The 26542-nt window shown below is 32.1% G+C and carries 17 protein-coding genes; 5 read left to right on the top strand and 12 right to left on the bottom strand.

The window, feature by feature from the left end:
• Positions 1–85: 85 nt before the first annotated feature.
• The 7 genes from NNH57_RS05860 to NNH57_RS05830 form a co-directional block, all read right to left on the bottom strand.
• Positions 86–1465 carry an alpha-amylase gene (locus NNH57_RS05860; RefSeq protein WP_074408236.1) on the bottom strand — a complete coding sequence of 460 codons (1380 nt, stop codon included), beginning with the start codon at positions 1463–1465 and terminating at the stop codon, positions 86–88.
• A 242-nt stretch (positions 1466–1707) separates the two neighbouring features.
• Complete coding sequence (locus NNH57_RS05855) at positions 1708–2874, bottom strand: acyl-CoA dehydrogenase family protein (RefSeq protein WP_074408237.1); 1167 nt, start codon at positions 2872–2874, stop codon at positions 1708–1710.
• A 148-nt stretch (positions 2875–3022) separates the two neighbouring features.
• A complete protein-coding gene (locus NNH57_RS05850; protein WP_108808436.1) occupies positions 3023–3901 on the bottom strand; it encodes a ComEA family DNA-binding protein in 879 nt (292 codons plus the stop codon).
• Positions 3902–3915: 14 nt separating this feature from the next.
• The gene (locus NNH57_RS05845; protein ID WP_074408239.1) at positions 3916–5517 is read right to left on the bottom strand and encodes an alanine/glycine:cation symporter family protein; all 1602 of its coding nucleotides are present in this window, start codon (positions 5515–5517) and stop codon (positions 3916–3918) included.
• A gap of 99 nt (positions 5518–5616) precedes the next feature.
• A complete protein-coding gene (locus tag NNH57_RS05840; RefSeq protein ID WP_074408240.1) occupies positions 5617–6633 on the bottom strand; it encodes a potassium channel family protein in 1017 nt (338 codons plus the stop codon).
• Positions 6630–6851 carry a PspC family transcriptional regulator gene (locus NNH57_RS05835; protein WP_024768898.1) on the bottom strand — a complete coding sequence of 74 codons (222 nt, stop codon included), beginning with the start codon at positions 6849–6851 and terminating at the stop codon, positions 6630–6632. The genes NNH57_RS05840 and NNH57_RS05835 overlap by 4 nt, the downstream gene beginning before the upstream one ends.
• Positions 6852–6880: 29 nt before the next feature.
• Positions 6881–8161 (bottom strand): DUF2851 family protein, encoded by a 1281-nt coding sequence (locus NNH57_RS05830; RefSeq protein WP_074408241.1) that lies wholly within the window; start codon positions 8159–8161, stop codon positions 6881–6883.
• 195 nt (positions 8162–8356) lie between these two features.
• Here NNH57_RS05830 and NNH57_RS05825 point away from each other — a divergent pair, with 195 nt between their 5' ends.
• Entirely contained in the window at positions 8357–9211 is an 855-nt protein-coding gene (locus tag NNH57_RS05825; protein WP_108808435.1) for a peroxiredoxin family protein, read from the top strand.
• 374 nt (positions 9212–9585) lie between these two features.
• On the opposite strand, the gene NNH57_RS05820 is transcribed toward NNH57_RS05825, so the two are convergent.
• From NNH57_RS05820 to NNH57_RS05810, 3 genes are all read right to left on the bottom strand, one after another.
• Complete coding sequence (locus NNH57_RS05820; RefSeq protein WP_074408243.1) at positions 9586–10566, bottom strand: helix-turn-helix domain-containing protein; 981 nt, start codon at positions 10564–10566, stop codon at positions 9586–9588.
• A 147-nt stretch (positions 10567–10713) separates the two neighbouring features.
• On the bottom strand, positions 10714–12075 hold the full coding sequence (locus NNH57_RS05815; protein ID WP_074408244.1) for a pyridoxal-phosphate dependent enzyme: 1362 nt from the start codon (positions 12073–12075) through the stop codon (positions 10714–10716).
• Between the two features lie 92 nt (positions 12076–12167).
• Positions 12168–13409 carry an ABC transporter permease gene (locus NNH57_RS05810; RefSeq protein ID WP_108808434.1) on the bottom strand — a complete coding sequence of 414 codons (1242 nt, stop codon included), beginning with the start codon at positions 13407–13409 and terminating at the stop codon, positions 12168–12170.
• An 8-nt stretch (positions 13410–13417) separates the two neighbouring features.
• On the opposite strand from NNH57_RS05810, the gene NNH57_RS05805 reads away from it, so the two are divergent.
• The 4 genes from NNH57_RS05805 to NNH57_RS05790 all read left to right on the top strand — a co-directional run bounded on the left by NNH57_RS05805 (position 13418) and on the right by NNH57_RS05790 (position 19998).
• On the top strand, positions 13418–14695 hold the full coding sequence (locus NNH57_RS05805) for an exo-beta-N-acetylmuramidase NamZ family protein (protein WP_108808433.1): 1278 nt from the start codon (positions 13418–13420) through the stop codon (positions 14693–14695).
• A gap of 114 nt (positions 14696–14809) precedes the next feature.
• A complete protein-coding gene (locus tag NNH57_RS05800; RefSeq protein ID WP_165944068.1) occupies positions 14810–16921 on the top strand; it encodes an ATP-binding protein in 2112 nt (703 codons plus the stop codon).
• 182 nt (positions 16922–17103) lie between these two features.
• Positions 17104–19263 (top strand): ATP-binding protein, encoded by a 2160-nt coding sequence (locus tag NNH57_RS05795; protein ID WP_108808432.1) that lies wholly within the window; start codon positions 17104–17106, stop codon positions 19261–19263.
• A gap of 90 nt (positions 19264–19353) precedes the next feature.
• Complete coding sequence (locus NNH57_RS05790; RefSeq protein ID WP_025665910.1) at positions 19354–19998, top strand: response regulator transcription factor; 645 nt, start codon at positions 19354–19356, stop codon at positions 19996–19998.
• 60 nt (positions 19999–20058) lie between these two features.
• Here the strand turns inward: NNH57_RS05790 and NNH57_RS05785 are convergent, their stop codons facing one another.
• Both NNH57_RS05785 and NNH57_RS05780 read right to left on the bottom strand, forming a co-directional pair.
• Positions 20059–20985 (bottom strand): PorP/SprF family type IX secretion system membrane protein, encoded by a 927-nt coding sequence (locus tag NNH57_RS05785; RefSeq protein ID WP_108808431.1) that lies wholly within the window; start codon positions 20983–20985, stop codon positions 20059–20061.
• Positions 20986–20988: 3 nt separating this feature from the next.
• Positions 20989–26451 carry a T9SS type B sorting domain-containing protein gene (locus tag NNH57_RS05780; RefSeq protein WP_108808430.1) on the bottom strand — a complete coding sequence of 1821 codons (5463 nt, stop codon included), beginning with the start codon at positions 26449–26451 and terminating at the stop codon, positions 20989–20991.
• Positions 26452–26542 lie beyond the last annotated feature (91 nt).

The following is a 26542-nucleotide window of genomic DNA, read 5'->3' as shown; positions in this document are numbered from 1 at the left end:
GGCACCTCCTTTCTTTAGAAATAATTAGTGTGCAAAGATAATACAAAACTATTATCCACAAAGTTTTCTTCAATAATATTTAATATTATTTCAAAGACCATACAGAATAGCCTTTTGGCGGTGCCTGGATCTTAACCCATTTACCTCCCTGAGTAGTCGGCTCCCATCCCGAATGCCCCGTATAGTCTTTAATTTTTTTATTTGACCAATTGGTCTGGATCCATCTTTCCTGCCATGAATCTGAATTATTAATGTACACCACTAAACCATTTTTACCACTTCCTCCATTTCTTCTAGCGATATATTCGTCATTATCTGTCCAAAGGTTTGTTGTGTTTCCTCCTGCAAGATTGTTATGAATCCAAATTAGATTATTCATTTTATTTTTATCTAACCAATCCTCATAATCTCTATAAAAAATCGCAGGATATCCTTCATGAGTTAAAATGTATGCATAAGCCAATATTTTATTATTAATGATTTCATCAGTATCATGATTAGCAACAAAAGTAACTGCTCTAGAAGCATTTCTTTTCCATAGCATATCTCCACTAAGTGCGTTTAAATTATTTCCTTGAAATGCATCTTTCATTTTGTAATAACATCCAAAATCAAATGCAGACATTTGCGCTTGATCTGTCCACCATTTTAATGTATTTACATTTCCATCCCAATATTCCCCTACAGCAAACCCTCCTACTGCATTTCTAAATTCTTTTGGAACCCAAGGTTCAAATCCTTTTACATAATCAAATCTCCAACCATCAAATTTCATCGTATTTTTATAATACTTAGCTACAGAGTTAGGTTTTTTCCATAACCAATCCTGCACATAACTTTTGTGGTGACACATATCTGCAAAACCTCCAAAAACACCAGAATCATTAGCATGATAATCATTTGGATGAAAATCATACTGAGTTCTTTCAAATAATCCAGATAGAGGGTTATAATCTGTATATGTATTAGAATTAGTAAAAATATTAGCTTCAGAATCTCCTCCACTATTGTGATTAATCACTATATCTGCTATTACACTTAGACTATTATTATGTGCAGTTGTAATTAAACTAGTTAATTCTGAGCGCGAACCAAATCTGGTTTCGGTACTCCCCATTTGATTATACTCCCCAAAATCATAATAATCAAAGGGATCATACCCCATAGATAACCCTCCATTCATAGCCTTACTAACAGGTGGTAACCAAATAGCATCTATCCCTGCATTACTCCAACTATTTACTTTTCCTTTTACAACATTCCACCAGGTGCCTCCTGCCGGAACATCCCAATAAAAAGCTTGCATCATTACTCCCGAACCAATTTGTTTTAATGCTTTTGAAGAAACCTCTTCCTGTAAATCCCCAGACTCAGGTGCTGCTTCGTCTAAAATCTCATCTTTACTACAACTAATAAACAAAAACGTTATAGTGAGAAGTCCATAAAAAAATGTGTTGATTTTCATAATTAACTAATGTTTGTGTTAAATTTTTATCAAATTAAGTATTTTACAAAAGTCGAAAACGTTTGAAATCTCACGCAAACGTTTGCGTGTTGATAAAACTTTAAACTTTATTATTTTTTACTAGTAAAAAATAATAAGTACTTATTTTTAAATCTAAAAAAGTACAGAATAAAAAAAACCTCGAGATTTCTCTCTGAGGTTTTTTTGGTATATAAAATTTTATTTAAAAAATCTATACTATTTTACGTTGCCGCTTTATATTCTTTTTTATCAATTATAATCTTAGCAATTACTTCTCTTAATATTTCAGAAGTTCCGCCTCCTATTGGACCTAATCGGCTATCTCTAAATAGTCTTGCCATTGGATACTCTTCCATATACCCGTAGCCTCCTAATAGTTGCAGACATTTATATATTGCTTCGTCAGCAATTTTGGTAGAAATCAACTTCGACATACTGGCTTCTTTAACTACATATTTCCCATCATTAAGTCGTTTAGCAACAGAGTAATTAAATTCTTTGCACATTTCTACTTCACTTGCAATATCTGCAACAGTATGTCTTAGCGCCTGAAATTTATCAATTGTCTTCCCGAAAGCTTCTCGCTCTGACATATATTGTATAACATATTCTAATGCATACTCTGTTCGCGCATGTGCATTAACTCCCATTATCAACCTTTCTAAAGCAAAATGTTGCATAATATATGAGAATCCTTTGTTTTCTTCCCCCATTAAGTTATTCGCGGGAATTTTTACATTATCAAAAGCAATTTCTCCTGTATCAGAAGCTTTCCATCCCAATTTTTCTAATTTGGTAGCAGAAATTCCTGGAGTATCTCTATCAACAACAAAGATACTTATTCCTTTATTTCCTAGTTCGGGATTTGTTTTTGCAGCAATAACCAGATAATCGCTATAAACACCATTAGTAATAAAGGTTTTAGATCCATTAACTACATAATGATCTCCTTCTTTTATTGCCGTGGTTCTCATTCCTGCAACATCAGATCCCCCAAAAGGCTCTGTAATACCTAAACATCCTATTTTCTCACCAGATATACTGGGTTTTAAGTACATTTCTTTAATTCTATGATCGCCTTCTTTATTTAGATGTGTCATCGCCAAATATGCATGTGCCCATATAGCAGCCGCAAAACCACCAGAATTAATTTTTTGTAGTTCTTCTAAAAGTATCACAGTATAAAACAGATCGAGATCTAGTCCACCGTATTCTTCTGGATACGCAATTCCAAAGTACCCCATTTCACCAAATTTCTCCCAAATAAACCGATCAATATCTCCAGTTTTTTCCCATTTGTCTATATGCGGAGTTACTTCTTTTTTCAGAAATTCCCTGAGACTTTGCCTAAATAATTCGTGTTCTTCTGTAAAATACATACTATTCATATGACAACCTTCGTTTTTTTAGTTAACATATTACTACTCATAATGATTGCTTCCTCAATACAATAAAACCGAAATCCATAAAATGGGCTTATGAATCAATTATTATTTTAATGATTTATCAAAATTCGCAGCAATTTTTTAATGATTCTTAATTCAATGTCAAATATAACTTTATTCTATCTATTTTTTTGAGAGAAAAACCCTCAATTTTTCCTAATTCATTAAAGTTTGAAATATTCCCATTGTCTTCAATAAATTCTTTAATATCCAACGCCATTTCAAAATCAAAATATGGGATTTCTACTAATTCATTGACTGACGCAGTATTGATATTTATTTTTTTTATCTCTTTAGGTGTTTTAACCGTAAATATGGATAAAATTTTATCTTTCTGATTATCATATAGACCGCGAACATCCTCAAGTTGAGTATCCAGAGTAAAGCCTCCTATACTATTTCTATATTTGATTATTCTTTCTGCAACAAAATCAGGCAGGCCAATACTTTGCTCTAATTCTTCACTAGAAACTGTGTTTAAATCTTTTTTTTGATCATATGATTTAATGGGAAATTTCTTCTTAGAATATTTCCTGCTCACTCTGGCATTACTCTTTTTTGTCCATTCTGGAAATTTAAATAAAGGAGAGATAGCCGAAAGAACCGAATCAGAAACCTGAGTTACTTTTTTAAAATCCGCAATAGAATTGATCCATTTATTATCATTTCTGTATGCATGAAGTCGATCTAGCTCTCTTGTAGAAAGCCCTAACATATATCCCTTATGGTCTGAGATAAAATTTGGGTTAAAAGGTTGTAGATGATATTCTTTTTTTTGTTGTTCGGCTACACTCTTAAGCGAGTCTATTTGCTTCTGAAAAGAGGTAAGTTCAGCAAAACTATACTGTTGAGAAGGGGATTTTGGATAAAAATAATATCCTATAAGTGTAGTAAATAGGATAATTGATAAAAGAAAAATCCCATTTCGAAAACGTGAATGTATTTCGAAATGGGATTTTTTATAATTCATAAAGAATAGTCTTTTTAACTTTTTGATGCTTTTATCGCCTCAAAATATCTAGATAGTTGTTTTTTAACGACAGGAAATAAAAAGAACAGTCCAATCATATTTGGAAATACCATCGCAAAAATCATTGCATCAGAGAATGCCCAAATAGAACTCATACTCGCTGCTGCTCCAATTATTACAAACGTTAAAAACAATAATTTATAGGTTAAATCAGCAGCTCTACCTCTACCAAATAAGAATTTCCAGGATTGTAAACCATAGTACGACCACGAAATCATAGTCGACACCGCAAATAATACTACAGCAATAGTTAAAAACACATTAGAATAAGGTATATATTTTGCAAAAGCCATAGAAGTTATTCCTGCACCTTCGTAGGATACTCCATCAATGAAAACTGCTCCAGAACCATCACCTCCATACTCAAATGCTCCGCCAAAATTGAAGATAATAATTACTAATGCTGTCATTGTACATATTAATACAGTATCAATAAAAGGCTCTAGCAAAGCAACAAGTCCTTCGCTCGCAGAATATTTGGTTTTTACCGCAGAATGCGCAATAGATGCAGAACCTGCTCCTGCCTCATTAGAAAATGCAGCTCTTTTAAAACCTACTAATAAAACTCCTATAATACTTCCTACTCCAATAGCTGTTGGATTAAAAGCTTCACTAATAATCAAACCAATAGCATCATCTACTAAAGAGAAATTACCAAAAATTATATATAAACAAGCTAACAAATATAAGATAGCCATAAAAGGAACTACCTTTTCTGTTACAGAAGCGATACGCTTAATTCCTCCAATAATAATAATTCCAACAAGAATTGCCAGGACTATTCCAATCCAAAACCCTGCTCCTGTACTTTGAAGATCTAAAAGTTCTTTCAAAACAACGGTAGCCTGATTAGATTGTGCCGCATTACCGCCACCAAAAGATCCTCCTATACAAAATATAGCAAATATGACTGCTGCAATTTTCCCTAGAACATTAAATCCTCTTTCTTTTAATCCTTTACTTAAATAATACATAGGACCTCCATATACAGTACCATCTTCTCCTACATCTCTATATTGAACTCCAAGAGTACATTCTACAAACTTGGTAGACATCCCTAATAATCCACAAATAATCATCCAAAATGTTGCTCCTGGTCCTCCAAGTGCAATTGCCAGCGCTACCCCAGCAATATTACCATTACCCACAGTACCAGAAACTGCTGTTGCCAGTGCTTGAAAATGGCTAACTTCTCCTTCCTTAGACTCATCACGTATTGTATCTTTTATATCACCATCTACCGCAGCCGATGGATCTCCTAAGCTATGTCCTTCAACATCATCATATTTACCTCGCACCACATTAATGGCTTTTCCAAAATATCTAAAATTAGGAAAACCAAAATAGAGTGTAAAAAACAGGGCACTTAATACTAATAATATGATAACAAACGGAGCACCTTCAAAAACTTCAAAGAAAATTACTGCAGAGAAAAAATCGGATACAGGTTTAAAACCTTCATCTATTTTCTGATCAAGTCCTTTTTCTGTGACCTCTTGTGCGAATGTAAAAAATGGAATGGTAAGTGCTAAAAGTGAAAGAAGAATTCTCTTCATGATTTTGTGAATTAATTGAATTTAATTGTTAAGAAGTGAGCAAGATGGTAAAAAAAACATTTGTTTACAATTTTTTTAGATGTTAAATGTTTCTAATTCTCAAATATCGAACTCCTTATTTAAAAGATTAATTTGTTCTGGGCGGCCTAAAACTACAATCTTAGAACTTGGTTTTAACAAGGTATTAGCTTCTGGGTTTACAATATATTCTCCTTCTGGTGATTTGTAACCTATAATGGTACATCCTGTTCTGGATCTCATATCGATATCAAGAATAGTTCTTTCTATTTTATCATCAAACATGTCTTCAAAAGAAATTTCTTCAATATTTATAGATTTTTTACCTACAATAGAAAGATTATCCAAAAACTCTATTAAATCGGGCACTACTACTAAAGACGCCATGTGATCTCCACCAATTCGATCTGGCATAATAACATTATCTGCACCGGCTAATCGTATTTTCTTATAAGAAGTATCTTGAGAAGCTCTACTAATTATTTTGAGTTTTTTATTAATTTGTCTTGCAGAAAGCACAATAAACAAGTTATCTGCATCTTCTGGTAATGTGCATATTAAACAAGCAGCCCTTTTAATACCTGCTTCTATTAATACTTCGTCTTCTGTGGCATTACCTTTTAGAAAAAACAGGCTTTCATTTTGATATCTTTCTATTACTGCTTCGTCTTTTTCGATAATAATAAATGGTTTATTGTATGCTAACAATTTGGCGGCAGCTTGTTTACCATTACGGCCATAACCAATTATAATAATATGATTCTCAATATGATGTATCATTTTTTGTGTTTTTCGATATTGAAGTCTTTTAGGATCATTTTTACTTACAATATATTCTGTTATTACTGATACAGAATATGCAAATATGGCTACACTAGTCGAGATAAGGAATACAGTAAATAACTTTGCACTATCATCTAATGGTTGAACTTCTCCAAAACCCACAGTAGACAAAGTAATAACTGTCATATATAAGGCATCTACCCAGGAATAGTTAGAAAAAAACCGAAATCCTAGTACTCCGATAGCAATTACTATAATTAATAAAATTAATGCAATATATATTTTTGGCACTCCCCATCTATAGATCTTTTTCATAGGTCAAATACTGAAGTTCGTTTAGTATAAACCAAATCTTTTAATTTTAGCCAAAATGCCAGATTAAGGTATATTACAAAACCTAATCCCACAGTGGCAAAGGTTAAATAAATAAAGAACAACCGTACATTTTTTGCTCGCATCCCCAACCTATCGGCTAACCTGGAGGAAACATAAAATCCGTTACGTTCTAAAAATTGTCTTAGATTATAAAGCATGTCGCAAAATAATTATATTATCCTAAATTCTATTCACCATTTAATAAATAATTCCCTATTGCACATTTTAAACATGCTTTTTGGTCACAGTATGTATTTTTGAGTTGAATCATAGCTTGAGAATGCATTGCATTTTCAATTGGCACATTTAAGTCCATAAAATTGCTAATAATACTGTTTTTTTCAAAAGGTAATTTAGTAATTAACTCAAAAATATCTTCTTCAGGATTTTGTCCTACACTTCTGGCATAAACAAATTTTATAGGAATAATCGTATTGATCAACAACAAGTCAATAAATGATTTTGTTAGTTTCTTTTTACTTGTCTTTGATTCTTTTTCAAAAGTATAATGGTTTTGCCAAAATTCGCTTGTTTCTACACTGAAAAGAGTATAAAAATCATCTATAGTATTACCATTGATCACTTTGCTAAAAAGTTGATGATTTTTAAAATATAACATTGCTAACTGCGCCAATCGTATCGTTGGAAAATTAGGTGGTCTTAACCTAAAAAAAAGAAATGGATCTACGCCATGTGTACTCAATTTAAATTTGTTTTTCAAAAATTGATATTCATTTTTCAAGGTATTGAAATACTCTCCTTTTACATCAACATCTAAAAAACCTGCCTGACCAAAAAATAAGGCTTCTAATTCTTCTAGTTGACCTCTACATTTTCTAAGCACTGCAAAATCTATTGAATTTGCCAAACTCAAAAAAGCGGCTCCATTAGTTTTCAAACCAAAATTTTTGGCCAGTAGTTTAAACAACACAGCTTCCCAATTATTTGCAGAGTCCTTTAGAAGTTTCAAAATTAAAGTCGATTTTTTTTCTAGTCGCTCTAAATACAGTCTTTCTTGCCAATTCGACAACATAAAACGTGAAACTTCGGGAAGCTGTTTTTCACAACTAATCCATTGTTGAACACTTTTATCAAAGAGCTTTTTATAGCGAACCAACAACTCTTCTCTTATGTATTCTTTAAGTTGTAATGTTGGTATAATCGAGTTATCTTTTCTGTATACTTCTACATCATCTTCCCAAACTACATGAAGAATTACATTATCGTATGCAGGGTCATTCTCATGGTTATGAACATACCAGTCACTTGATCTGATATGCACCTCAACATTTCCTGCCCATTTTTGCCCTTGGATAATAAGTCTTGCATTAAAAAAATCAGGTCCAGAGTTTTCTATATTATGTGTCCCTATTTGCTGAAGTGTAAGTTCCTCATGCCTTGTTGTTCTAAGATCAGCAAACCCAAATTTTTTATATTTCCAAAGGTATTGTAAAAAATCCTCAGTCATATATTCTATAGATTGTTTATAATTATAAGACCTACCTGTAAGCAAACAGGTGGTATTAGCTACTAAATATTTCGGGTAGGATAGAAAATAAGAAGAATAGCTTTTCTAAAATTTAGACGATGAAAATACTAAAATTTATTAAAATCTTGTAAGCTCTACTAAATAACATTGACTAATTTTTAAATCAGCATATAAATGACTAATATTTTAAAGTCCATTTTCATATCTGTTTTCCCTGTAATTGCTCTTTATTTTGCTATTGACAGTGTTATACATCTTATTGATCATGGAGTATCTTATAGATATATAGGAAGGTTAATTATTTCGCTTTCTATTGTAACACTCTTCATTTTGATTTTTGTAAAACCCGTTGCGCGGACCGATGCTAATCTAAAAAAATACACGCTACCTATTTCTATTGGTTTCTTAACTAGTCTATTATTTGGAGGTATTATAGAACAAGATTTAAATGGATCTTTACCGGGTATTGGTTTATTTTTAGGATGGGTATTATACATAAGATGGTATTCTACTTTTAATAATAGAGAAAAAAACACGATTATTAAAGTAGGCAATCTGTTACCAGAACTCGAATTACAGGATACAGAAAAAAACAATATAAATACTTCCAAATTTATAGGAAACCCATCAATTTTTCTGTTCTATCGCGGAAATTGGTGTCCATTATGCATGGCACAGATCAAAGAAATTGCTTTGCAATATAAAGAGCTTGAAAAAAGAAAAATTAATATAGTTCTTATTAGTCCCCAACCTCATAAGCATACCAAATCTCTAGCAAAAAAATTTGGATTAAATTTCAATTATTTGGTGGATCAAGGAAATAAAGTTGCGAAACAATTACAAATTTTCTCAAAAAATGGTCTTCCTATGGGTTTCCAAATACTAGGATATAACAGTGATACTGTAATGCCAACGGTAATCATAACTAATAAAGAAGGAAAAATAATCTTTGCAGACCTTACTAATAATTATAGAGTACGGCCAGAACCAGAAATATTTTTAAAAATTATTGATCAGCAAAGTCTTTAGTCTAAAAGACTAACATTAGTTAGTACCCCCCAAAAAAAGAAGGTTAAAGTTGTTATAAACACAAAAAACACAGAACTAACTCCTTTTAAATAGTACGATTACTACTTAATATTCTTAAAATCAAGTTAATTCCTTACAAAAATGTACTATTGGTAAGATTTTATGTATTAATGGAAAACTTAACCACAAATTCATTTCTTTACTTTGTTATGAATTAAAGGGAAAATTAATTCATTCTAAAAATATTAAGATTACAAAACCCTAAGCTAAGTTGAGTTTGTGTTAGGTTATTGATGGTTGCCATTTTTGGCGACCATCTTTATTTTTATATATATCCAAACAATAAGAAAGCCAGCATTTGGGCTTTACATATTTTATGTATTCACATCTGGGTAGATATCAAACTTATTAAAAAATGCTTTTTTAAATTTTGAAGAATTAGAATAATTAAGCGTATCCATTACCTCACGTATTGATAATCCTTCTCCGATAATCATATTGTATGAAATCTCTAGTCTTTTATTATTAAAAAACTCTAAAGGAGTTTGATTATGAATTTCTTTAAACATATTAAAAAAATTTGTACGACTCATATGTGCCATGGCTGCTAATTGATCAACACCAACAAAAGGTTCTTTAAGATTATTTTTTAGATAGTCACTTACCTTATAAATATTACCCACTTGTCCACAATTGATACTAAAAGGATTGCTTTCTGTTTCCCATCTTAATACATCTTTCCAAAAAGTTTCTAATAGCCGAACACCTCTAGCGATAAAATAAAGGTAATTCTCTACCTTATCTACATCAGGTTGTACAATCTGATCAAAAAGACTTGATTGTTTATAAGAAAGATAAAATTTATTAATATGTTGGTGAGAATAACGAATATAATTATCAAGTTTTTCTGCCATATCGTTATTCTTTAAAAAAAAAGGTTTGGTATATGAGCTTTTTAACACGATCATGGTAGATTTTACTTCTGCTCCTTTTGTAATAAAAACTTGTTCTCCTTGTCGAGCATCCATGCATCTCATATTACCTGGGGTATAACTATCAGAATATTGGCTTATAATTTGATCTTCCTTTAATTGATGATCTAAAGCATATTTCCTAAAATGAAGTATAATATCTTTTTCATCGATGGGTCGTCTAATATATTCAATATCTGTATTAGCTTTATAATTGTTTATAATAAGAAAGACTTCTGGAGATATTTTATAATACAACAAATACCCTTCTCCAATCTCGGGAGGGAAATAAATTCGATCAGTAGAACTATTTGGACTTAGTTGTGATCTAAAATAGTCACTTAGTTTGTCTATATCAGAAAAATCAAACAAATATTTACACATACCACCATCAATTTACACTTATCTTTTTAGGTCCATGTAGATGTATTCCTGGTAACCAAAAAAAATAAATAAACACAAAAACAACCCCTTTATTAGCTTACAAAAAAAGCTAATAGAGGGGGAGAATTATTATTTAAATATAAGAATTTATTTTATATGACTAATAACATCATACTTTGTTATGATGTGGTGTTTTCCGTTTTCTAACTCAACTAAAACTGCAGAACTTCCGTTTTTAATAAGTTTGGATATCTCATCAAGTGAAGTTTTAGCGTTTACAATCGGAAAGGAACCTTTCATAACATCTTTAATTGGTGTACTACCAGTATTTTTATCATCTAAAAATGCAGTAAAAAGTGCACTCTCATCTACAGAACCAACAAATCCATCACTATCAACTACTGGTATTTGCGAAATTTTAAATTTACGCATACGCTCAATAGCATGTGATACCAGTTCTTCTGTCTTAACAGTAATCAATGGTTTTTCTATATGATTTTTCACTAAATCATCGGCTGTATATACTTCCTCATCAAGAAAACCTCTTTCTCGCATCCAATCATCATTAAACATTTTCCCTACATATCTACTGCCATGATCATGAAATAAAACCACGACAACATCATCTTTGGTAAAATGTTTGTTTAATTGAAGTAATCCTTTTATAGCCGCTCCAGCACTATTACCTAAAAACATTCCTTCTTCTTTCGCAAGTTTTTGAGTATAAACCGCAGCGTCTTTATCTGTCACTTTGGTAAATCCATCAATAACCGAAAAATCTACATTTTTTGGTAAAATATCTTCCCCAATACCTTCTGTGATATAAGAATAAATTTCGTTTTCATCAAAAATCCCTGTTTCATGGTATTTCTTAAAAACAGAACCATAGGTATCTATTCCCCAGATTTTAACATTTGGATTTTTTTCTTTTAGATATTTTCCTACACCAGATATCGTACCTCCAGTACCTACTCCAACAATAAAATGTGTTATTTTCCCATCTGTTTGTTTCCAAATTTCGGGACCTGTGCTTTCATAGTGCGCTTGAGCATTCGAAGGATTGTCATACTGGTTAACATACCAGGAATTTGGAGTTTCTTCTGCTAATCTCTTAGAAACCGAATAATACGACCTTGGATCATCGGGTTCTACATTAGTTGGACAAACCATCACCTTTGCGCCTACTGCTCTAAGGATATCCATTTTTTCCTTAGATTGCTTATCTGCCATTACACAAATCAGTTTATACCCTTTTATGATAGCTACTAATGCTAATCCCATTCCTGTATTTCCTGATGTACCTTCTATAATAGTTCCTCCTGGCTGTAATCGACCATCTGCTTCTGCATCTTCTATCATTTTTAAAGCCATTCGATCCTTTACAGAATTCCCTGGGTTAAAAGTTTCATATTTAGCCAACACCAAAGCGTCTATATCTTTCACCAATGTATTCAATTGGACTAATGGTGTATCCCCAATAGTTTCTAGTATGTTTTTTGCGTATTCCACTCGTTATAATTTACAACCCCATAGGGTATTTCAACACGGCAAAGATACGACCTAGATTATCGATTGGCAATTTTAAAATAGAGAATAACAAATTATTGAAAACGGATGGATTTGGTTGGTGATATCTTTGCTATAATATATGAAGGGATAAGCAGCATTAATAAACATAATAACATTGTTCCTATATTGAGTAACACAATATATCCTATATCAATATACACTGGAGCTGTACTTACATAATACGTTTCTGGATTAAGCCCTACAACTCCATAATGCTCTTGTATAAGAAGTAAACCTATACCGATAAGGTTACCCCAAAACAAACCTATCAAAATCAAATATGCAGCATTATAGAGAAACACTTTTCTTATACTCCAATCATTTGTTCCTAAAGCTTTTAAAATCCCAATCATAGGGGTTCTCTCAAGAATCAAAACCAATAAAGCGGTAATCATATTAATACCGGCAACCAAAATAATAATCCCAATAATACCAATAATATTAAGATCGAATAGTTTTAACCATTCGAAGATTGTAGCATACTTTAATGAAATTGTCTGGCTATCTAAAGTAGAAGGAATATTCTCATAGATTTCCTGTCCTTTTTTATCGATTTGATCAAAATCATCAATAAAAACTTCAAAATTCCCGACCTCATCCGGTTTCCATTTATTCATTTTTATCACATGTCTGATGTCTGCAAAAAGGAAGGTTTCATCAAACTCTAAAAATCCTGAATTATAAATCCCTACAATCTCAAAAGCTCTAATAAAAGTTTTTGAGTTTGAAGCAGTGTTCTTTTTCAGAAAATATGTAATTACTTTATCTCCAATACTAAACCCTAAACGATTTGCTATATGTGAAGACAACAAAATTTCTTCATTGAGCTCTCCTGTAAAATCGGGTATTCTTCCTTCTACAAGATATTCTTTAAAAGAATCCCAATTATAACCTTTACCCACTCCTTTAACCACCACACCATCAAAATCAGATGCTGTGCGTATAAGTCCCATTTTTGTTGCCACACCTTGCATATGAACAATTCCTTCAACCTCAGAAAATTCTGGATAGAAGTTTTGATTGGTAGATATAGGCATAAGAGATTCTACACTACTGTTATTATCAAAACTAGAAATTAATATATGCCCATTAAATGCAGCAACTTTTTCCCTTATTTTGCGTTGTAGTCCTACGCCAGTAGCAACTGTAATTAGCATCATGATCATACCAACAGCAATAGCAAAGATTGCAATTTTTATAATTGGAGTCGAAATGCTACTTTTATGTTCCTTACCTTTGATGAGGCGTTTAGCAATAAAATACTCGAAATTCAAGCTTAACTATGGTTTTTGTTAGAAATGCATTCAAAAATACATTTTTATTCCTTTTCATAATTTTTATTTCTTGTGTAAGTGGAATAAAAACAACTTTACCCCCTTCTTCTGTAAAAATTGAAAACTCAATATCTGCAGCATATATTGCTCAAGATACTACAAAAATTCAAGAATCTATAGTAGTTGGAGCCAATCTTACTGATGATTATATTCCTATTTTAGAAAATAAGAAAGTAGCTATTGTAGGAAACCAAACTTCTGTTATTTTTAAAGATAGTATTACTAGTCAAAATTATGTACATCTTGTTGATTCTTTATTGTCTAGAAATATTAAAATTCAGAAAGTATTTGCTCCAGAACATGGTTTTAGAGGTAAAGCAGATGCGGGAGAATTAGTTGCTGATAGTAAAGACATCAAAACGGGGCTTCCTATTTTCTCTCTCCATGGAAAAAACAAAAAACCATCTAAAGAAGCTTTATCTAATATAGACATTGTTGTTTTTGACATCCAAGATGTAGGAGTTCGTTTTTATACCTATATTTCGACATTACATTACGTAATGCAAGCCTGTGCAGAAAACAATATCCCTGTCTTGATCTTAGACCGTCCAAATCCAAATGCACAATATATTGATGGGCCAACCTTAGAACCTGAGCACTCAAGTTTTCTGGGAGTACACCCAATACCATTAGTTCATGGTATGACTATTGGCGAATATGCAAAAATGATCAATGGCGAAGGTTGGTTGGGAAAAAATTTGACCTGTGAGATCAATATTATTCCTGTTAAAAACTACTCTCATACTGCTTCATATAGTTTACCAATACGACCATCACCAAATTTACCAAATGATAAAGCTATCAATTTATATCCTAGTCTTGGTTTTTTTGAAGGAACTACCATTAATGCAGGCCGTGGTACCGAAACACAGTTTCAAATTTTTGGTTCTCCTGACTTGAGTATAGAAAAATATGATTATGCATATATCCCCAAGCCAAATTTTGGTTCTAAATATCCTAAACATAGAGGAGAAGTATGTTACGGAAAAGATTTAAGAAAAAGTGAGTCATTAGATTCTATAAACTTAGAGTGGTTAATTGATGCCTATAAGCATACCAAAATCAAAGAAAAGTTTTTTAACACCAAATCATTCACCATTCACGCAGGAACAAAAAAATTGCAACAACAAATTGAACAAGGTCTTTCTTTTCGAGAAATTAAAAATACCTGGATAGAAGGTCTGGAGAAATTTAAGATTAAAAGAGCGCAATATCTCATCTATTAATAGCATTATTTAGTTCTAAAAAACCCCTGTTTTCAGGGATATTGGTATACCGAAGAATTAATACATTTGTTTATGTTAAGATTTCTATCCCTAATATTTACATATAGTATATTAATGCTTCCTTTTACTCTCAAATCTCAGATAAGAGAAGAGACTTACACACCTGTTTACAAGAAGATTACGCTCGAAGAAAAAGAGAAAAAATCACTCGAAGAAGTCTACAAACTTCTTGCTGACAATCAAGATAATAAAGCATATCAAAAAGCTACAAACCTATCTAAGTCTGTTAAGATTAATTATTCTAAAGTTAAAGTAAACCTATTACTTTCCAAATATTTTTATAAAAAATCATTAACCGATTCGTCCATCTACTTTGCTAAACGAGCATTAAAACTTAATCACATTCTTAATGATTCTATAAAAAACAGGACAAATGGATTAATTTATGAATTACTTGGTGCAAATTATATCATAAAAGGCTTATATCTAGAAAGTAAAAAATACCATCTTAAGGGTATTGAAGTCACTCAAAAATATGATGAGAAAGAGTTTTATTATTCACATTTGCATAATCTAGCCACTAGCTATATGATGTTAGGCGATAATCAAACTGCACTACGTTTGTTCAAACAGTGTCTCGAATATAAAGAAGATGAAATATTAACATCCCTAACCTATTCTAACATTGGTGATATCTATAGTAATTTAAAGGATTATAAAACTTCTAATTACTATCTAGAAAAATCAAAAAATCTCTCTAAAAAAACTGGAGACACCTATAACTATGCCGCAACGTTAATAAGTCTTGGTGTTAACTATCAAAAACAAGGACATCACAATGAGGCTATATCTTTTTATAATGAAGCTATAACTATTTCTGAAAAAAATGGATATGATTACATCACATTATCATCAAAATTCGATTCAGGTGTTTCATTTATAAAGCTAAAAGAGTATGACAAAGCAACGGCTCTTTTTTTAAACGTGATTTCTGAAGCAGAGAAATTAGGAATATTAGAAGAACAAATGAGTAGCTATGAAATGTTAAAACAAATCTCACTGACACAAGGTAAGTATAAAGATTCGTACAATTATTTAAACAAAGAAATAAAAATCAAAGACTCAATACATAAATTACAAAAAAGCAAAGCAATCAATGAACTTGAAGTGAAATTTAATACCCTTCAAAAAGAAAAAGAAATAAAAGTCCTTCAGGTCAAAAATGCAAATCGAGAATTGGATTTAAAAAACCAGGAAGAAGCTATCAAAAATCTTAAATTACAACAAGAGATTGAAAAAAAAGAAACTCAGAACAAGATTTTGTCTTTTCAGAATGCCTCAGAAAAAAAACGTAACGAAATTATAGTACTAAAAAAAGATCAGGAGATTCACGAATCTAAATTAGCCAGGCAAAAAAGTATTAAAAATAGCATCTTGTACTCTTTTTTGATTCTTCTTATCCCGGTTATTGGCTTATTGTTTACATATTATCAAAAACTTCAAACTCAGAATGAATTAAACAAAAAGCAAGAAGAGGTAAGTGAGCAAAAAATTTCTTCTCTAATCAAAGATCAAGAGTTAAAACTAATTAAAGCATCTATTAAAGGGCAGGATAAAGAAAGAAAACGTATTGCACAAGAACTACACGATAGTATTGGTGGTAATCTTGCTGCTATAAAATTGCAATTAAATAATACTGTATTTCACGGAGATAAAAAAACAATATCAACAATTAATAATCAATTAGATGATACTTATGATCAGGTACGTAATTTATCACATAACTTGATCCCTAAAAAATTTAGTGAAAACAACTTTTGTGATGTCCTTGAAGAGTATTTTAATAATATTGGTGGTACGACTAGTCTAAGCACTTCTTTTGTAGCATACCCAAGAGCAGAAATTGATATTTTGGATGAAACTCTGCAAATCGAAGTTTTTAAAATTATCCAGGAACTTATTACCAATACTATTAAACATGCCAAAGCTACTTCTTTAGAGCTTCAATTAAATCTAGTAGAAAATATGATAAATGTATTATTCGAAGATAATGGCATTGGTTTTAATACAAAAAACAAAGCTACCGGACTTGGGTTTGAGAGTATCAAAAACCGATTAAAAAAAGTATCTGGCACTTTTCATATAGATTCTAGAGTTAATCGAGGTACTATTATAGATATAGAAGTTCCGGTATTCACACTGATTAATGATAAGGGAATATTATAACCACAAATCGATTCTGGTATACTCGATGGTAAACCGAATTATTTGTAGCCAAATTTTGCAAAAATCAAAATAAAATTAACCCCAATAGAAAGCAATATCTCATCTATCAATAGCATTATTTAATTCTATAAAACCCCTATTTTCAGGGATGTTATTGGATCCAAGAATTAATACATTTGCTTATGTTAAAATTTGTACTAAAACTATTTACGGTTTTTTTATTTTTTTACTCTATTGGCTCGTATGCTCAAGAGGAAGAAAAAGCAACACCTTTATCTCACTCAGAATCAAAAGCATATACAGCCCAAAAAAAACTAATTTCTCAAGCATTCCAAGATCTTGATACAAAAAAAGATAGGGCAGCTTATATTGTAAGTCATAAAATCTTAAAAAAAACCAGATATAGAAAAATAAAATTACAAGCCTACATAAATCTAGGAGTTTATTTTAATGAACGAAATCTAGGGGATTCAGCATTATTTTACGGAAACAAGACTTTACAAATCATTGGTAAAAGAAATGATTCAATCTTTATACAAGGAAAATCATATGCATATAATATAATAGCACTTTCATATGGGCACAAAGGCCTATTTGAAGAGGCCAAAAAGTGGCATCTAAAAGGGTTAGAAATTGTTAAAAAATTGAAACCAAAAAAGCAGTACTATGTAAAATTACATAATTTGGCAATCATGGACATCAAACTAGGCAATTATGATAATTCAATAAAACTTTTAAAAGCTTGTTTGGAGTATAAAGAAGATCCAGATTTTACGTTTATGATTTATAATAGTCTTGCCAATGCATATTCTTCTAAAGATAATTATGAAGTTTCGATGTCCTACTTTAAAAAAGCTCTTGATTTTTTTAAAAATAAAAAAGCTTCGAGAATAAAAGCTGCAATTTTACAAAACATAGGTGCCATATATCATCTTATGGGAGATCATGATAAAGCTATTGAGTATTATTATAAAGCATATCCTATAGCTAAGGAAACAGAATTTCATAGAGCACTTATTGATATCCTAACTAATATCGGTTTGGTTTATCAAGATAAAAAAATATATAATAAAGCTAAAGAATCTTATAATGAAGCCTTATCTATTTCAGAGGAATTAGGTTTTCTTGACAAACAAATAACAATATACAATAACCTCAAAGAAGTTTCTAAAACTCAGAATAATTATAAAGATGCCTATTCATATCTTAAAAAAGAAATAAAAATCAAAGATTCAATAAGTAAATTACAAAAGAGTAAAGAACTTAATGAACTTGAAGTAAAATTTAACACCCTTCAAAAAGAAAAAGAAATAAAAGTCCTTCAGGTCGAAAATGCAAATCGAGAATTGGATTTAAAAAATCAGGAAGAAGCGATCAAAAATCTTAAATTACAACAAGAGATTGAAAAAAAAGAAACTCACAACAAGATTTTATCTTTTCAGAATGCTTCAGAAAAAAAACTTAATGAGATTACACTACTAAAAAAAGATCAGGAAATTCAAGAATCTAAATTAGCCAGGCAAAAAAGTATTAAAAATAGTATCTTGTACTCTTTTTTAATTCTTCTTATTCCGGTTATTGGTTTATTGTTCACGTATTATCAAAAACTTCAGACTCAGAATGAATTAAATAAAAAACAAGAAGAAATAAGTGAGCAAAAAATTTCTTCTCTGATTAAAGATCAAGAGTTAAAACTAATTAAAGCGTCTATCAAAGGGCAGGATAAAGAAAGAAAACGTATTGCACTAGAACTACACGATAGTATCGGTGGTAATCTTGCTGCTATAAAGCTGCAACTAAATAACACTGTGCTTAATGGAAATAAAAAAACAATATCAATAATTAATAATCAATTAGATGACACCTACGAGCAGGTACGTAATTTATCACATAACTTGATCCCTAAAAAATTTAGTAAAAACAACTTTTGTGATGTCCTTGAAGAGTATTTTAATAATATTGGTGGTACGACTAGTCTAAGCACTTCTTTTGTAGCATACCCAAGAACAGAAATTGATCTTTTAGACGAAACGTTGCAAATCGAAATTTTTAAAATTATTCAGGAACTTATTACGAATACAATTAAACATGCCAAAGCTACTTCTGTAGAGCTTCAATTAAATCTAGTAGAAAATATGATAAATGTACTATTCGAAGATAATGGCATAGGTTTTAACGCAAAAAATAAAGCTACCGGACTTGGATTTGAGAATATAAAAAATCGATTAAAAAAAGTATCAGGTACTTTTCATATAGATTCTAGAGTTAATCGAGGTACTATTATAGATATAGAAGTTCCGGCATTAACATCAATTAATGATAAAGTAAGCTATAATCATTAGATCAATCCTATTTTGCCTACCTGATAGCAAATAAGATTAGGATCGCACATAGTGAGTTTTATTTAAACCTAATTACAAAAAAATAAACCAATGAAATATAATTTAATCATAGCAGATGACCATAAAATGTTTTTGGATGGTTTACTAAGCATTCTTAACTCAGAAAAAGAATATAATATTTTATTAACTGCCAAAGATGGTAAACATATTGCAAAATATCTGGAAATTAATCCGGATGAAAAAATCGACCTTATTATCACCGATATTTCTATGCCAGAATTAGATGGTATTTCTCTAAACAAAATTATAAAAGAAAGAAAGAAAAGTATAAGAACCCTAGTGGTTAGTATGCATAATGATGCAGATATGATTGATAATCTTATAGAACATGATGTAGACGGATATGTGCCAAAAAATGCTGAAAAAGAAGAGCTTTTAAAAGCTATAAAAACAATACTTAAGGGAGAGAAATATTTCTCAAAAGATATAAAAGATATTTATTTAGAAAATAAGTTTGCTAAAAAAAAGAAGGAAGATATTAAACTCACTCAAAGAGAAATTGATGTTATTACCCTTATTGCGCAAGAGCATACTACACAAGAAATTGCAGATCAATTGTTTTTGAGTAAACATACTATAGAAAGTTATAGAAAAAATCTTATTGCTAAACTTAATGTTAGAAACCTGGCGGGGTTAACTAAATATGCCTTAAAAATGAAATATATAAAACCTTGATAAGGTATAATTCTATTCTTATCTATACTAAAATTAGGTATTGAATCCTGATCTGGTTAATTATTTCTTATTACCAAACCCATTACCTAAACGGTAACTGAGTATGATTCCGTGTGTATTATTAATGGGAGTATCTCTTAGGGTTTGATTATAATTATACAATACTCGTAAGTGATTAGAAATATAAAATCCTGCAAGAAAATTCATCGAAGAACTCGTTCTGTATCCAGCACCAATCTCAATTTTGTTTTTGTAATTCACTGTAGTATTAATATCTACCTGAATCGGAGCTCCAGAAACATATTTAACCAAAACGCTGGGAGTGATTAATACTTCTTTAAAACGTGAAGCAAAAAAACGATATCCTGCATACGCATAATATGGTGTCTCTAAGTTAATATTATCCTCAGAAGACAAAGAATCTCCTAATAAGTTTGGAGCAGAAGCACCTATATAAATATGCTCTCTATTATACAAAATCCCTACCCCCAAGGTTGGGATAACAGTATTAATATTATTTGCAAAATTAGGATCATTATCAATACCTAATTCTAGTAAATTTTCGTTATAAATCATTGCACCTCCCGTAATCCCAAAAGATAATACATTAGGATTATAAGACCACCATCGTGCCTGGTTATAATTATGATCAAAAACTATTTTATAAGCATATGCTCCAAATAAGCTTGTTGTTGTAGTTACTCCTATCTGGTCACTATAAACTCCTACTCCTAATCCCATATTTTTTGAACGCAATGGCGAATTGACTGTTAACCCAATATTTCTCGGACTACCATCTAACTGATTTAAATATCCTCTATTAGTGAGAGTAATATCAGAATCGGGATAGAAACCGGCATGGGCTGGATTAATAACTACTGTATTGTAATTATAATTTGCAAAAACCGGCGTTTGCTGCCCAAATATTGGGCATAAAAATCCTTTAGATAGTATTGCAACTATCAATAATATATATACTTTTTTCATAAATTAACGCTTTAAAACAAGGAAACCCGTTTGTTTTTTTAAGTTATGAGAACCTTCTATTTTGATATTGAAGAAATATGTCCCCTCGGGTAATTTATCTCCTCCCAAACTTCTCTTTCGATTGGCAATTCCTCTAAAAACTCTTGAAGTATTATTATATCCTTCAACTTCAAAAACTATATCTCCCCATCGATTATAGATCGATACTTTATTGTCAGGATAATTTTCAATATTATAAATCTCCCAATATTCATTGATTCCATCACCATCTGGTGAAAAACCATATCGGGTTTGATCTTCTTCTTGTGCTTCTACATAAACGGTGACCGTATCTTCTTCGACACATCCTTGATCACTGGTAAAAACAACAGTATAGGTTGTTGTTTGATCTGGGTTTGCTATTGGGTTAGCAATATTAGTATTAGTAAGACCTATTGAGGGTGTCCAAACAAATGTTCCGTTACCAGAAGCAGTCGCATTTAATTGCACCTCCTGCCCTTGTGTAATCTCTTCATCATCACCAGCTTCTATAGTACATAATATAAGGGCATCATTATCTTCTATAATTACATTTTGCGTTGTAGTCATTCCCAGGGTAATGCCTGCAGATGGATTGCTAATTGTTACTATTGCCGTTTCTGTGCCTTCTACAAGAGCATCATCAACAATAGTAAAAGTCACTATACCTGTGGTCATCCCATCAGGAATAGTAATGGTAGTAGTACTTAAGGTAAAATCTGAAGTCATAATTCCGGTTCCTGTAACACCGATATCAATAGTTTGATCACCTACAACAGCCATCGAGGAAGTAGCTCTAACTGTTATTATTGTCTCATCTGCTTCTGTACCTGTATTTGACGAAACTGAAAGATTAACTGTTGGGATAGGTGCTGAATCATTATCTATAATAACAATATTTTGTGTTGTAGTCCTTCCTAGAGCAATACCTGTAGATGGATTGCTAATCGTTACTATTGCTGTTTCTGTGCCTTCTATATCAATATCATCAACAATAGTAAAAGTCACTGTACCCGCGGTCATCCCATCAGGAATAGTAATCGTACTATTACTTAAGGCAAAATCTGAAGGTGTAATTCCTGCTCCTGCGACATCAATATCAATAGTTTGATCACCTACAACAGCCATCGAAGAAGTAGCTGTAACTGTTATTACTGTCCCTGCAGTTTCTGTACCTGTATTTGCCGAAACTGAAAGATTTACTGTTGGGATAGGTGCTGAATCATTATCTGTAATAACAATATTTTGCGTTGTAGTCCTTCCCAGGGTAATACCTGTAGATGGATTGCTAATCGTTACTATTGCTGTTTCTGTGCCTTCTATATCAATATCATCAACAATAGTAAAAGTCACTGTACCCGTGGTCATCCCATCAGGAATAGTAATGGTAGTAGTACTTAAGGCAAAATCTGAAGGTGTAATTCCTGTTCCTGTGACAGCAATATCAATAGTTTGAGCACCTACAACAGCCATCGAAGAAGTAGCTCTAACTGTTATTATTGTCTCATCTGCTTCTGTACCTGTATTTGACGAAGCTGAAAGATTTACAGTAGGAGTAGATTCTGAATCATTATCTGTAATAACAACATTTTGCGTCGTAGTCCTTCCTAGAGTGATACCTGTAGATGGATTGCTAATCGTTAATATTGCTGTTTCTATGCCTTCCATAACAGTATCATCAACAATAGTAAAAGTCACTGCACCCATGGTCATCCCATCAGGAATAGTAATGGTAGTAGTACTTAAGGTAAAATCTGAAGATGTAATTTCTACTCCTGTAACACCAATATCAATAGTTTGATCACCTACAACAGCCATCGAAGAAGTAGCTCTAACTGTTATTATTGTCTCATCTGTTTCTGTACCTGTATTTGACGAAACTGAAAGGTTCACTGTAGGAGTAAGAGTAGGAGTTCTTACATCAAAACTACATTGGGTTTCTTTTCCGCTATTATCGGTTACCGTTATGGTAACTGTTGTATCTGCTGTAAATAAGGTTCCTGCAATAGGGTCTTGCGTAATCTCTAGATTGGTATCACAATCATCGGTAGCATCAACATCACCTGTATAATCAGGTAACGGAGATCCTGAACTTAAGGTTTGATTACCAGGGCAAGTTCTAATATTTGGCGCATCAATGTCTGGAATATTCTGACCAAAAACAACAAATATAGTTGGAGCGGGAGCATCTACATCAAAATTATTCATAATATCATATTTACCAATAATGATATCATCAATCATATCCCCATTTACATCTCCTGCATGACTTACTGAAATATTTCTTCCACTTCCGAGGTCTAACCTTATGGGTAACACTGAAACTGAAGGAGAAGTAAGCGTTATTGTAGACTCCCAATTGTTTTTTCCATAAAGTATATATGCCGAATTCCTAGGATTTAAGATAAGATCATCTATCCCATCATTATTAAAATCTCCTGCGTATTCTGTATTTACACTCCTAACACTACTATCAAAAGAAAACCCATTAGTTCCATCAAGAGTCCTAAGGTCAACTATTGCTGGTAATGCTTCCCCTCCAAAAACCACAAATTCATTTCCAAACACTACATCTTGAAATCTGTCATCATTAATACTCCCTGCTTTTGCAACATGTGCAGATAAATTAGGGCGACCAGGATATTCTACTGTAAATCCATTGGTCCCATCAATAGTTGTAACATCAAATATTGCAGGAAAAGGATCACTTCTTTCCCGACCATAGATTATATAATTTCTACCTGCAACACCACCTACTGCAATATCATTACTCCCATTTCCATTAACATTTCCAACTGCAGAAAGATTAATTCTTCCCGATGTTCCTCCAGAATCTCTAATAGTAAATCCATTACTCCCATCTAATTCATTTACTCTTATTTCAACAGGAAATCTAGATCTTGTCCCATAGACAACAAAACTATTAGCAATCGGAAGAAAAGAAGAACCAGCAGAAATGATTGCGATATCATCTATAGTATCACCATTAACGTCTCCTAGATTATCGACTACAACTCCAGCATTTTCGCTACTCCCCACGCCTATGATTGTGAATCCATTAAACCCATCTAAAGAAGAAATATTAAACTCTCTAGAAAAACCACCCCTGCTTCCGAATATAATATGTGTATATCCTAACTCAAAACCCAAAGCAGTATTCCTGTATGGATCACTCACCATTACATCATCAATTCCATCTCCATTAATATCTCCTGCACTACTAACTGATGCCCCTGTGGTTGGATGACCTCCTGTAAACGGAGTATCATTTCGAATGATAAATCCATTAGAACCATCTAAAAGTGCTAAATCTATATTAGGAGGAAAGCCTCTATCTGTACCAAAAACAACATATGCAGAACCATCAAGAGTAATTCGTTCATTCCCATACGGACCAACAGACGGAGCCACAATTCCTGTTGTACCTATTATAAAATCTTGTATCCTATCTCCATTAACATCTCCTGCAGTATCTACATCAAGTTGTTCTCCACCACCACTGCGTCCCATTGCTTTTTCACCATAGAGCAGTATCCCATTATCTCCATTAAGATGGCTAACAGGAAAAGAAGATGTATTACACTCTATGGTTGACGTTTCTGTTTTTATTGTCACTCTAAAATTACAAGAATTGGTATTTCCTGATCTATCTGTTACAGAAACGGTAACATTTGTATCTGTACTTATAATAGTTCCCTGGGGTGGGGTTTGAGTAAAAACAAGATCTCGTTCATATGTGCAATTATCTCTTGTATCCCCAAGAAAAGAAACATAATTAGGTAAAACAGAATTCGCATACAATTCTTGATTAGGTGGACAATTAATTGTTGGTAACTCTGCATCAACCAGATCAAAAGTTTCTCCATAGAAAACATAAGCTCTACCACTATTTGTTCCAAAACTATACCTCTTTATCGCTCCAACTGCAAAATCGGGAGTCATATCACCATTAAAATCCTCTATCATACTAACCGAATGGCCAAAACGATATCTTCCAAATCTAGTATCTTCAAATACAGAATATCCTATGCTTCCTATAATATCAAAAGCTTCTATAGCATCAGAACTTGTAGTTGTTCCTCCAAATACTATAAAAGCCCCCCCCTGAGACCCCGCTCCTCCACTAGTGGAGGAAACAATGATATCTGAAACTCCATCACCATTAATATCTGATGCGCCATCTACTGCAAATCCAAGATTATCTCTGGGATCATCTCCTCTTAAGGTCAAACTATTTGTATTGTTTAAATCCGAAACTCTAAATAAAGAAGGAAAAGAACTACTACCATAAATAATATAAGCTTCTCCAATATCTGTTGCGTCACCTACATCTTTTCTAGGGTCACCTATTATGAAATCGTCTGGCCCATTATTTTCGTTAAAATCTCCTGCCGGCCCTACAGAAAAACCTAAAGCCCCTCCTGTTCCTTCTCCAATAATAGAGAAACCATCAGTAGTACTTAAGCTCTCCAGGTCAATCTCTGCTGGAAAATTATCTCTTCCATAAAGCACACAAACTCGACCAACATCATTACCTCCTACTTCATAATTGGGAAATCCCATAATAACATCATCGAATGCATCATTATTGATACTTCCAACATTACTTACACTAGCTTGTAACCCTGCTTCAGCTTGTAAAAAACCATTTATCACAAAACCATTACCTCCATTAAGTGAAGATACGTTCATATCGGATATAGAAGAACTCCCAAAAATCACATAGGTTCTACCATTATTTCTAAACCCCGGAGTGTCATACCCAGGAGAGCTTACAATTATATCTGACACCTCATCATCATTAAGATCTCCTGCATAACTTACAGAGTATCCAAAATTTGTCCCCATACTTTCTTCAATAATAACACCATTACCATTAGTAGGATTAATATCAGATACAGTGTATGAAGCAGAAAACCCCGTACCCGTAGTCGTGTCTTTCCCAAAAAGGACTATTACTTTCCCTCCACCTACTGAAGAACTAGGAACACCAACTATAATATCATCAAAATCATCACCATTAAAATCTCCTGCTGTACTCACAGAAAAACCTAACTGATTATCTACACCTGTTCCTCTTATAACAAAACCATTATCCCCGTCTAACATAGAAATATCAAATGGTGTTGAAGATACTTCAGACTCACCAAAAATAACATAAACATTTCCCTCTTGATCACCAGAACCATCATAAGGTGCTCCTATAATAATATCAGATACACCGCCTCCATTAATATCTCCTGCATCTTTAACAGAATTTCCAAAAAAATTCTGTGAGTCTGTTCCTTCTGTAAAAAAACCATTAGTACCATCTAAAATAGATATTGGTACTTCTGGGCATCCTTGGCTATAGGACATAAAGACATTTCCCAATACCATTAAACAAAAGGTAAACACCTTTATACTAAACTCTAATTTTCTTGTAAACTGAATCCTACTATTTCTCATTTTTGAAAAAAATTGTTTACGACAAAACTATATTTTCCTTTAGTATTAAAGCTCACTATAAAAAGGGTTTTACCACATATAAATACCCCCC

It is taken from the genome of Aquimarina spinulae, from assembly GCF_943373825.1.
Lineage (GTDB): Bacteria > Bacteroidota > Bacteroidia > Flavobacteriales > Flavobacteriaceae > Aquimarina > Aquimarina spinulae.
Note: the sequence above shows the minus strand (reverse complement) of the source record. Positions and strands in the feature narration are given on the sequence as shown.